Consider the following 11,546-nt stretch of genomic DNA (forward strand, 5'->3'; position numbering starts at 1 on the left):
ATGTCCAAGAGAGCCTTCCTGCGCGGCCCGCGGGTGGCTGCGCCGACGGCCGCGCCGGTGCGCCTGGTGATCGAGGCGCCACTGGCCCTGCCCGAGCGTGAGCCGCGCAACATTCTGGTGATGATCGCCGCGCCCGCGCTGCTCGTCGGCATCCTCGGGACGCTCGCGGTGATGTACACCTCCGGAGTGCGCTCGCTGCAGTCGGGCTTCTTCCCCCTGATCGGGCTTGTCGGTTTCGGGGTGCTGATGTTCAGCGGACGGTTCGGGCGCGGCCGCCGCATCAGCTGGGGAGAGCTGGAGAAACAGCGACGGGCCTACCTGCGCCGCCTCGACGAGGATCGCGACGAGGTACAGCGGGCCGCACGCCAGCACGGCAGCAACCGCTCGTTCGTGCACGGAGACCCGCAGAACCTCGACATCGTCATCGGCGGGCCCAGGATGTGGGAGCGTCGGCCCTCGGATCCGGATTTCCTCGATGTGCGGCTGGGCATCGGTGTGCAGTCGACGGTGGATTCCGGGATGACGCTGCAGTGGCCGGAGATTCCGGTCGGCGAGGAACTCGAGCCCGTGACCGGCCGCGCCCTTCGCGACTTCATGCTCGCCCAGCGCTCCCTGGCCGGCGTGGGCAAGGTGCTGAGTCTGCGGTCTCGGCCCGGCTTCAGCTTCGTCGGCGAAATAGCCCAACTGCACGCACTGATGAGGTCGGTGCTGTGCTCGCTGGCGGTCTACCACAGCCCCGGCGAGATCAAGCTCATGGTCGTGACCCGACACCCGGAAAGGTGGTCCTGGCTGGTGTGGTTACCGCACAACCAGCACGACGAGATGTTCGACGCGTGCGGGCTGCGGCGTCTGGTGTTCGCGTCGCCGACCGACTTGGAGGATGCGCTGGACGCCGAACTGCACCGCAAGGGCCGCGGGCCGTGGTCACCGCCGGACGGGTCGAGCCCGACGACCACCCCGACACCGCTGGAGTCGACCTCGGCTGCCTCGCTGGGACCGCACTGGATCATCGTCGACGACAGCACCGGCACCCCCGACCAGTGGGAGGGTGTGACCGGCCAGAAGGGAATGGCCGGTATCACCGTGCTGCGCCTGGCGACCCGCCCCGGCATCGGGGTCGGCTTCAGTGACGACCACCAATGTTTCGAGTTGCGCGAAGGCCGGCTGCTGCACCGTGACGCGCCGTTCGCCGTCGCGGACATGCTCGCCGACAGCACAGCCTGCCGCTACGCGCGGGCACTTGCGCGGTGGTCGCCGACGGCCACCGGGGCGCTGTCCGGTGACGACGGCCAGGGCGAGGCGCTGCTGCGCGCGCTCGGGATCAGCGATCCGCGCCAACTCGACGTCGAACAACTGTGGGCACACAGCCGCGGCAGAGGCGACCCGCGCTGGGCGATGGTCCCGGTCGGCATGAAACCCGGAGGTGAAGTCCAGCACATCATTCTGCGTGCCAAAGATTTCGGCGGATACGGGTTTCACTCGGTGGTGGTCGGCACCTCGGGTTCGGGAAAGTCCGAGTACTTCCTGGCCCTGTGCAACGGGATAGCCCTGACCCATTCGCCGGAGAGCTTCATCGTCATCTTCGTCGACATGAAGTTCGAGTCGGCTGCCCAAGACCTCGCCGGCCTCCCGCACGTTGCCGGTTCGCTGTCGAATCTCGGAAAGGACGATCGCCACCTCGCCGAGCGGATGCGCAAGGCAGTCGATGGTGAGATCGCCCGACGCTACCGGTTGTTCAAGAGCGCCGGCGCGCGCGACGCGAACGAATACGAGGAGATGAGACTGGCCGGTCGTGATCTTGAGCCCGTCCCGATCCTGCTGGTGATCATCGACGAGTACCTCGAGTTGTTCCACCACCACCCGGAGTGGATCGACCTGGTGATCCACATCGGGCAGGAAGGTCGCGGCTGCAACGTCTTCTTCACACTGGGCGGGCAGCGACTCGATCTGTCCTCGCTGAGCAAGGTGAAGAGCAACATCGCCTTCCGGGTGGCACTTCGGGCGGAGACGGCCGAGGATTCCCGCGACGTCATCGGCAGCGACTCCGCGCTGCACCTGCCGTCCAAGCAGAACGGCTTCGCCCTGCTCAAGGTCGGGCCGCGTGAACTCGAGCAGTTCCGCTGCTTCTACGTCTCGGCGCCTTTCGTGGTGCCACCCCAGACCCCCGCCGCCGACCGCACCGTCGCCCTCTCGTTCACCCAACCGAAGTCGCTCACCTGGCAGTACCAGCCACTCAGTGAGTCGGACAGTCAGGCCCTTGAGGTTGCCGACGACGTCGATGCTCCTGATGAATTCCTCTATCACGCAGACGGATTCAAGAAGAAGAAGCTGCTCGACGTCATCCGGGAGGCCTTGGCCGCCAACCCCGCGCGGCCGCCCCATCAGATCTGGTTGCCGCCACTGGAGGTCAGCGAGACCGCCGACGCCCTGGTCCGTCGCTGGCGGGGCAGGCCGTGGTGGGAGGACTACGGCGACAACGCGGGACTGGTGTTCCCAGTGGGGGTGATGGACTGTCCGGAGGAGCACGCGCAACGGGTGCACGCCGTCGACGCGGAGATGGACAACGTGATGGTCGTCGCGACCGCGCAGCGGGGCAAGTCGACCACGCTGATGACACTGATCACCACCGCGGCGCTGATGTACCGCCCGGAGCGGGTGACGTTCTACTGCGTCGGAGCCTCGCTGTATCCGGTGGTGGACATCCCCCACGTCGCGGGGGTCGTCAGCATCACCGACAGCGAGGGGGCATCGCGGGTCCTCGCCACGATCGAGGGCCTGATCCGGGCCCGGGAAGCCGCCTTCAAGCGGCACCAGATCGGCGTGTCGGAGTTCCGCCGGCGAGGTTCGGGCGCCGAGGGGACATCGGCCGACGTCTTTCTGGTGATCGACAACTTCAGCGACTTCTACGACAAGGACACCGGCCTGGGCGACCGCGCGATAGCGATCGCCCGGCAGGGCCTTTCCTACGGTGTGCACGTGATGACCAGTGCCAGCGGCTGGCTGGTCGGCCAGAAGCAGGCCCTTCTCACTGTCGCCAACGCCCGCGTCCAGCTGCGTCTGAGCAATCCCGACGAGACCCAGATGGGTTCGGGCATCGAACATCGCCGCGCCGCCCGCCACACGCTGGATCGGCCCGGATTCGGGGTCACCCGCAGCGGTCACGAGCTTCTCGTCGGCGTGCCGGAGCTGACCGGTCCGGACGGCCGGCGCGTCCCGACCCGCGAGGTGGGGGCGGTGATCGCCGCCGCGACCGGGCTGGGCCGGGTGGAAAGCCTGGTCCGACTTCCCGACCGCATCGCCCTGCGCGACATCCTCGCCGGGCTCCCGGTTGGTGATCCAGATAGTGAGCACGTCGCCGACATCCCCTTCGCCATCGGGGAGAGCGCGCTGCAACCGGTCGCGCCGGTCAGCCGGCAGGCCCCCAACCTGCTGGTGGTCGGGCGGCAGGGCTGCGGCAAGTCGACGGCCCTGGCGGCCATCGGGCAGGCGGTCGCCGCCAGGATGTCGCCCGAGCAGGCTCAGATCACGATCATCGACCCCAAGACCACGCTGATCGGCAGGATCCGCGGTCCCCAGGTGCGCGCCTACGCCTACACCCCCGATGACATCGATCGCGCGATCGCCGAGCTCGCCGAGATTCTCGGCGAGCGCCTTCCGCCGTCCGGGTTGACCCAGGAGGAACTGTTGGCGCGCCCGTCGTGGCAGGGGCCCCGGCACATCGTGCTGATCGACGACGAGCAGGAACTTCGGCCGGCCGGGATCGCCGGCCGGCCCGCGGCGACCGCGCCGCTGTGGACCGTGATCGAGCGCAGCCGGGAGATCGGCCTGCACGTCATCACCACCAGGCTGCCGGGCAACTGGGCGGCCGTATCGGCGATGAACCCCCTGATCCAGAAACTTTCCGGCTCGCGGGCATCGACGCTGTTCATGGACAACGACCCGGCGATCAAAGTGTTCGGTCGGGTCAGCGCGCGCCAGCTGCCGCCGGGTCGGGGTCTGCTGGTCAGTATCGAGGGCGCGATGGAGACCCTGCTGGTGGGCACGCCCGATACTGGTTAGGGTTGCCTAAATTGGCGCAGTCCGGCCTGGTTGACATATCGTTTGCAGCAGTTGTGGACCTCGCTCAGCGATGCCGACGGGCAGTCCGGAGCGGGCCACGGCGGGGCCGCCGTCCAGCGACGCACGGGGGTTATCCGACTGACGTGTTGCCACGGACCAATCGCCGCGCGGCAGAAGGCGAGAGAAGAGCAGTCATGCCCCAGAGCGCCGGGTTGTACGACCCCGCCTACGAGCACGACGCCTGCGGTGTCGCCATGGTCGTCGACATGCACGGCCGGCGCAGCCGGGCCATCGTCGATCACGCGATCACCGCCCTGCTGAATCTCGAGCACCGCGGAGCCGCCGGTGCCGAGCCGCACAGCGGCGACGGCGCCGGGATCATGGTTCAGGTGCCCGACCGTTTCCTGCGGGCCGTGTGCCGGGAGCAGGCCGATTTCGAGCTGCCCGAGGAGGGCGGCTACGCCACCGGTATCGCCTTCCTGCCGCAGTCGGCCCGCGACGCCGGTGCGGCATGCGAGGCCGTCGAGAAGATCGTCGAGGCCGAGGGTCTGACTGTGCTCGGTTGGCGTCCGGTTCCCACCGACGACTCCTCGCTGGGCGCGCTCGCGCGCGATGCGATGCCGACCTTCCGGCAGCTGTTCATCGGCGGTGCGTCCGGCATGGAGCTGGAGCGTCGGGCGTATGTGATCCGCAAGCGCGCCGAGCACGAACTGGGCACCAAGGGTCCCGGCCAGGACGGCCCCGGCCGCGAGACGGTGTACTTCCCGAGCCTTTCCGGCAAGACCCTGATCTACAAGGGAATGCTCACCACGCCCCAGTTGAAGGCCTTCTACCTCGACCTGCAGGACGAGCGGATGGAGAGTGCGCTGGGCATCGTGCACTCGCGGTTCTCCACCAACACCTTCCCGTCCTGGCCGTTGGCCCACCCGTTCCGGCGCATTGCGCACAACGGCGAGATCAACACGGTCACCGGCAACGAGAACTGGATGCGCGCGCGTGAGGCGCTGATCAAAACCGAGGTCTTCGGCTCGGACGTGGAGAAGATCTTCCCGGTCTGCACCCCCGGTGCCTCCGACAGCGCCCGCTTCGACGAGGTGCTCGAACTGCTGCACCTGGGCGGGCGCAGCCTGGCTCACGCGGTGCTGATGATGATCCCCGAGGCGTGGGAACGACACGAGTCGATGGATCCGGACCGGCGTGCCTTCTACGCCTATCACTCCGCGCTGATGGAGCCCTGGGACGGCCCGGCTTCGGTGTGCTTCTCCGACGGCACCGTCGTCGGCGCGGTGCTCGACCGCAACGGGCTGCGCCCCTCGCGTATCTGGGTCACCGAGGACGGCCTGGTGGTGATGGCGTCGGAGGCCGGGGTGCTCGACCTCGACCCGTCGCGGGTGATCAAACGCATGCGCCTGCAGCCCGGCCGGATGTTCCTGGTCGACACCGCGCAGGGCCGCATCATCTCCGACGAGGAGATCAAGGCCGAGCTCGCCGCCGAGCACCCCTATCGGCAGTGGCTGTCCGCCGAGCAGTTCCACCTCGACGACCTGCCGCAGGGGCCCTACATCCGGATGCCCCACCACCGGGTGGTGCTGCGCCAGCAGGCCTTCGGCTACACCTACGAGGAACTCAACCTGCTGGTCGCCCCGATGGCGCGCACCGGTGCCGAGCCGATCGGTTCGATGGGCACCGACACCCCGATCGCGGTGCTCTCCACCCGTCCGCGGATGCTCTACGACTACTTCCAGCAGCTGTTCGCTCAGGTCACCAACCCGCCGCTGGACGCGATTCGCGAAGAGGTCGTGACCAGCCTGCAGGCCGCGGTCGGACCCGAAGGCGATCTGCTCAACCCGGTGCCGGAGTCCTGTCACCAGATCGTGCTGCCGCAGCCGATCCTGCGCAACCACGAACTGGCCAAGCTGGTCAACCTCGATCCCGACGACGAGGTCAACGGCCACCGCCACGGCATGCGCTCGGCGGTGATCCGCTGCCTGTATCCGGTCGCCAAGGGCGGGTCGGGTCTGCGTCGCGCACTCGACGACATCCGAGCGGCGGCGTCGAAGGCCATCGCCGAGGGCGCCCGCATCCTGATCCTCTCCGACCGGGAGTCCAACGAGACCTCCGCGCCGATCCCCTCGCTGCTCTCCGTCGCGGCCGTGCACCACCACCTGGTGCGCGAGCGCACCCGCACCCAGGTCGGCCTGGTGGTGGAGTCCGGTGACGCCCGCGAAGTCCACCACATGGCGATGCTCATCGGCTTCGGCGCCGGTGCGATCAACCCCTACATCGCCTTCGAGTCGATCAGCGACATGATCGACCGGGGCGTCATCTCCGGTCTCGATCGCGAGAAGGCGCTGCAGAACTACATCAAGGCCGCCGGCAAGGGCGTGCTCAAGGTCATGTCCAAGATGGGAATCTCCACCGTCGCCTCCTACACCGGCGCGCAACTGTTCCAGGCCATCGGTATCTCGCAGAAGGTGCTCGACGAGTACTTCACCGGACTGAGCTGCCCGGTGGGCGGTATCGACCTGGACGACATCGCAGCCGACGTCGCCGCTCGCCATCAGCTGGCCTATCTGGACCGGCCCGACGAACGCGCGCACCGCGAACTCGAAGTCGGCGGGGAGTACCAGTGGCGCCGCGAGGGCGAGTTTCACCTGTTCAATCCGGACACCGTGTTCAAGCTGCAACACTCCACGCGCACCGGCCAGTACGAGATTTTCAAGCAGTACACCAAGCTGGTCGACGACCAGAGTGAGCGCATCGCCTCGCTGCGCGGTCTGCTGACATTCAAGGACGGCGCGCGCCCGCCGGTACCCCTCGATGAGGTGGAACCGGCCACTGAGATCGTCAAGCGCTTCTCCACCGGTGCGATGAGCTACGGCTCGATCTCGGCGGAGGCGCATGAGACGCTGGCCATCGCGATGAACCGGCTCGGTGGCCGGTCGAATTCGGGCGAGGGCGGCGAAGCGGTCAGCCGGTTCGACCGCGATCCCAACGGCGACTGGCGTCGCAGCGCGATCAAGCAGGTCGCCTCCGGCCGGTTCGGGGTGACCAGCCACTACCTGACCAACTGCACCGACATCCAGATCAAGATGGCCCAGGGCGCCAAGCCCGGCGAGGGCGGTCAGCTTCCCGGTCACAAGGTCTATCCGTGGGTCGCCGAGGTCCGGCACTCCACACCGGGTGTGGGGCTGATCTCCCCGCCGCCCCACCACGACATCTACTCGATCGAGGACCTCGCACAGCTGATCTACGACCTCAAGAACGCCAACCCGTCAGCGCGCATCCACGTCAAACTGGTGAGCGAGAACGGCGTGGGGACGGTTGCGGCCGGCGTTTCCAAAGCGCACGCCGACGTGGTGCTGATCAGCGGTCACGACGGTGGCACCGGTGCCACCCCGCTGACGTCGATGAAGCACGCCGGAGCGCCGTGGGAACTCGGTTTGGCCGAAACCCAGCAGACACTCTTGCTCAACGGGCTGCGCGACCGGATCGTGGTCCAGGTCGACGGTCAACTCAAGACCGGCCGTGACGTGGTGATCGCCGCGCTGCTCGGCGCCGAGGAGTTCGGCTTCGCCACCGCCCCGCTGGTGGTGTCGGGCTGCATCATGATGCGGGTCTGCCACCTCGACACCTGCCCGGTCGGTGTGGCGACGCAGAATCCGGTGCTGCGCGAGAAGTTCAACGGCAGACCCGAATTCGTGGAGAACTTCTTCCTGTTCATCGCCGAAGAGGTCCGCGAGTCCATGGCCCAGCTCGGGTTCCGGACGGTAAACGAGATGGTGGGTCAGGTCGGCGTCCTGGACACCACCCGGGCCGCCGCGCACTGGAAGGCGCACAAGCTCGATCTGGCGCCGGTTCTGCACGAGCCCGACTCGGCCTTCATGAACCAGGATCTGTACTGCAGTTCGCGCCAGGACCACGGCCTGGACAAGGCACTCGATCAGCAGCTCATCGCGCAGTGCCGGGAGGCGCTGGACTCCGGCAAGCCGGTGCGGTTCACCACGAGGATCGCTAACACCAACCGCACGGTGGGCACCATGCTCGGTCACGAGGTGACCAAAGCCTACGGCGGCAACGGTCTTCCCGACGGCACCATCGACATCACCTTCGACGGGTCGGCGGGCAACAGCTTCGGCGCGTTCGTCCCGGCCGGCATCACGCTGCGGGTGCGCGGAGACGCCAACGACTACGTCGGTAAGGGCTTGTCCGGGGGCCGGATCGTGCTGCGTCCCTCCGAGGACGCACCGCAGAGCTATGCGGCCGAGGACAACATCATCGGCGGCAACGTGATCCTGTTCGGCGCCACCAGCGGCCAGGCGTTCATCCGCGGAATGGTGGGGGAGCGGTTCGCGGTACGCAACTCCGGCGCGCACGCCGTCGTCGAGGGTGTCGGCGATCACGGCTGCGAATACATGACCGGGGGGCGGGTCGTGATCCTCGGACCCACCGGCCGCAACTTCGCGGCCGGCATGTCCGGCGGTATCGCCTACGTTCACGACCCGCACGGTCAACTGCCGCAGAACCTCAACGCCGAGATGGTCGACCTTGAGCCACTCGACGACACCGACCTGCAGTGGCTGCACGAGATGCTCCTTGCGCACCGGGAGGCCACCGACTCCGTGCCTGCCGAACGCGTCCTTGCCGAGTGGCCCCGTCAGGCCGGTGATTTCGTGAAGGTGATGCCGCGCGACTACAAGCGGGTACTGAAGGCGATCGCTGACGCGGAACGCAGCGGAGCCGACATCGACCAGGCGATCATGGCGGCCTCCCATGGCTGATCCCAGCGGTTTCCTCAAGTACCCGCAGCGCCAGACGCCGTCTCGGCGTCCGGTGCCGCTGCGCCTGCGCGACTGGCGGGAGGTCTATGAGGAGTTCGATCAGCAGGTGCTCCAGCAACAGGCCGCGCGGTGCATGGACTGCGGAATCCCGTTCTGCCACAACGGCTGCCCGCTGGGCAACCTCATCCCGGAGTGGAATGACCTGGTATTCCGGGATCGCTGGCGCGACGCGATCGAGCGGCTGCACGCCACCAACAACTTTCCGGAATTCACCGGTCGGCTGTGTCCGGCACCGTGCGAGGCCTCGTGCGTGCTGGGCATCAACTCCGACCCGGTGACCATCAAGCAGGTCGAGGTGGAGATCATCGACCGGGCATTTCAGGAGGGCTGGGTAGTGCCCAACCCGCCGCACCTGATGACCGGCAAGTCGGTCGCCGTGGTGGGTTCGGGCCCGGCCGGACTCGCGGCCGCCCAGCAGCTCACCCGGGCCGGCCACGACGTGACGGTCTTCGAACGCGACGACCGCATCGGCGGGTTGCTGCGCTACGGCATCCCCGAGTTCAAGATGGAGAAGCGCCACATCGACCGCCGTCTGGAGCAGATGCGCGCCGAGGGCACCACATTTCGCGCCGGGGTGAACGTCGGCGTCGACATCACCGCGGCGGAACTGCGGGAGAAGTTCGACGCGGTGGTGCTCGCCGGTGGTGCCACCGACTGGCGCGACCTGCCCATCCCGGGCCGCGAGTTCGACGGAATCCACCAGGCGATGGAGTACCTGCCGTGGGCCAACCGGATGACCCATGGTGACCCGGTCGCCGGCGCCGACGGGGAGCCGCCCATCACGGCCAAGGACAAGCGGGTGGTCATCATCGGTGGCGGTGACACCGGGGCGGACTGCCTGGGTACCGCCCACCGACAGGGCGCGGTGACCGTGCACCAGTTCGAGATCATGCCCCGGCCGGGATCCGACCGGGACCCCTCCACGCCGTGGCCGACGTACCCGCTGATGTACCGGGTGTCCTCCGCGCACGAGGAGGGCGGCGAGCGGGTCTTCTCGGTCAGCACCGAGCGGTTCCTGGGCAGCGACGGCCGGGTGACCGGGCTGCGCGCGCACGAGGTCGCCCTGGTCGACGGCCGGTTCGAACGGGTCGAGGGCACCGACTTCGAACTCGCCGCGGATCTGGTGCTGCTGGCCATGGGTTTCGTCGGTCCCGAACGGCCGGGCCTGCTGACCGACCTCGGGGTTCAGGTCACCGAACGGGGCACCGTGGCCCGCAACGCCGATTTCGAGACCTCCGTCCCGGGGGTGTTCGTCGCCGGCGACATGGGCCGGGGCCAGTCGCTGATCGTCTGGGCGATCGCCGAGGGCCGCGCGGCGGCGGCCGGCGTGGACCGCTTCTTGATGGGCCATTCAGCTTTGCCAGCGCCCATCGAGCCCTCAGCAGCTCCGCAACGCTAGCCACACAGACAACATCAGTAACAATCCACCAGCATCGGCGCGCCTTCCCTTTTTCGGATTGTGATGCGGTTCTAATTGCTGGGGTGGGTTGCTGAGGTTTACAGTGATCCCCGGTGCATCCCCGGTTGCCAATGACGTCGACCACAGGAGAGATCCTCGTGTTCCTCAACCCGATCATCAGTCCGTTCACCCAATCGCGCGCCGGGCGGATCGCCTGGTCACTGCTGCGCCACCCCCTCAAGAGCCGTGGGTTTCCGGCCAAACACGAACGGCTCATCACTCCCGCCGAACTGATGCGCTACGGATTCTGAGGCTTCTAGCGGCACAGACCCGACTTGGCGATCGCCTCGGCGAGCGGTTCGAGCATCCGGGGGTCATGCGGTACCGGCAGATAGACGATCGCCAGGTCCAGGCCCTGGGCCCCCAGTGCGATCGTGTCCTCGATGACGCCCCGGGGACCGCGGTCGGCGGTCAGCCGGATGTGCGCTGAGAGCACGATCTCCTTGGGGTCGCGGCCGACGTCGGCGCAGTGCGCGGCCAGGACGTCGCGCTTGCGGGCAAACTCCTGAGGCGATCCCCCGACGAAGTTCCAGTGCTGCGCGTAGCGCGCGGCGATCCGCAGGGTTCGTCGCTCACCGTTTCCCCCGATGCAGATCGGAGGGTGCGGACGCTGTGGCCCCTTGGGTTCGTTGCGGGCGGCCCGCAGCCGGTAGAACCGACCGTCGAAATCGAAGGTGGGCTGGCTCAGCAATCCGATCAGCACCTGGCAGGCCTCCTCGAACCGGTCGAAGCGATCCATGAGGGTGCCCAGGTCGAGCCCGTAGGCCAGGGACTCCTCCTCGTTCCAGCCCGCGCCGACGCCCAGTTCGAGTCGGCCGCCGGAAATGATGTCCACGCTGGCGGCCATCTTGGCCAGCACCGCCGGATGACGATGGTGGGTGGCCGTCACCAGCGCGCCCAGCCGCAGCCGGGTGGTGGCCTGCGCCAGAGCGGCCAACAGCGACCAGCCCTCCAGGCAGGGCCCCGCCGAGTCGGAGAAGATCGGGTAGAAGTGGTCGAACACCCAGCCGGACTCGAAGACCTCGATGTCGTCGGCGACCTGCCAGAGCTTCAGCAGGTCAGCCCACCGGGTGTCCTGCTGCGAGGTTTTGAACGCGAATCGCACGGCGTGGACCGCCCTGACTACGCCGGTGGGGGCGCCGGTGGGGGCGCCGGTGGGTGCTTCCACAGCAGCAGCAGGTGCAGGC

Annotated in this window: 5 protein-coding genes; 4 read left to right on the plus strand and 1 reads right to left on the minus strand. The window is 67.9% G+C overall.

Going from position 1 to position 11,546, the window contains the following annotated elements; genetic code table 11:
- The 4 genes from eccCa to ACKOB8_RS05210 all read left to right on the plus strand — a co-directional run bounded on the left by eccCa (position 1) and on the right by ACKOB8_RS05210 (position 10,610).
- The gene (eccCa, locus tag ACKOB8_RS05195; RefSeq protein ID WP_526376151.1) at positions 1 to 4,059 is read left to right on the plus strand and encodes a type VII secretion protein EccCa; all 4,059 of its coding nucleotides are present in this window, start codon (positions 1 to 3) and stop codon (positions 4,057 to 4,059) included.
- A gap of 194 nt (positions 4,060 to 4,253) precedes the next feature.
- Entirely contained in the window at positions 4,254 to 8,840 is a 4,587-nt protein-coding gene (gene gltB / locus ACKOB8_RS05200; RefSeq protein WP_526376152.1) for a glutamate synthase large subunit, read from the plus strand.
- Positions 8,833 to 10,299, plus strand: coding sequence for a glutamate synthase small subunit (gltD, locus tag ACKOB8_RS05205; protein WP_526376153.1), 1,467 nt, complete (start codon positions 8,833 to 8,835; stop codon positions 10,297 to 10,299). Before gltB ends, gltD begins: the two co-directional genes overlap by 8 nt.
- Before the next feature lie 131 nt (positions 10,300 to 10,430).
- Positions 10,431 to 10,610: a hypothetical protein gene (locus ACKOB8_RS05210; protein WP_526376158.1), complete on the plus strand. Its 180-nt coding sequence runs from the start codon at positions 10,431 to 10,433 to the stop codon at positions 10,608 to 10,610.
- Between the two features lie 5 nt (positions 10,611 to 10,615).
- Here ACKOB8_RS05210 and ACKOB8_RS05215 read toward each other — a convergent pair whose 3' ends face one another.
- The gene (locus ACKOB8_RS05215) at positions 10,616 to 11,464 is read right to left on the minus strand and encodes an LLM class F420-dependent oxidoreductase (RefSeq protein WP_526376157.1); all 849 of its coding nucleotides are present in this window, start codon (positions 11,462 to 11,464) and stop codon (positions 10,616 to 10,618) included.
- Positions 11,465 to 11,546: the final 82 nt, after the last annotated feature.

The sequence above is a fragment of the Mycobacterium sp. genome (assembly GCF_046091765.1).
Classification (GTDB): Bacteria; Actinomycetota; Actinomycetes; order Mycobacteriales; family Mycobacteriaceae; genus Mycobacterium.

Excerpts from the sequence above, each read along its gene's own strand:
- eccCa (WP_526376151.1), top strand. The coding sequence starts at position 1 with ATGTCCAAGAGAGCCTTCCTGCGCGGCCCGCGGGTGGCTGCGCCGACG.
- gltB (WP_526376152.1), top strand. The coding sequence starts at position 4,254 with ATGCCCCAGAGCGCCGGGTTGTACGACCCCGCCTACGAGCACGACGCC.
- gltD (WP_526376153.1), top strand. The coding sequence starts at position 8,833 with ATGGCTGATCCCAGCGGTTTCCTCAAGTACCCGCAGCGCCAGACGCCG.
- ACKOB8_RS05210 (WP_526376158.1), top strand. The coding sequence starts at position 10,431 with ATGACGTCGACCACAGGAGAGATCCTCGTGTTCCTCAACCCGATCATC.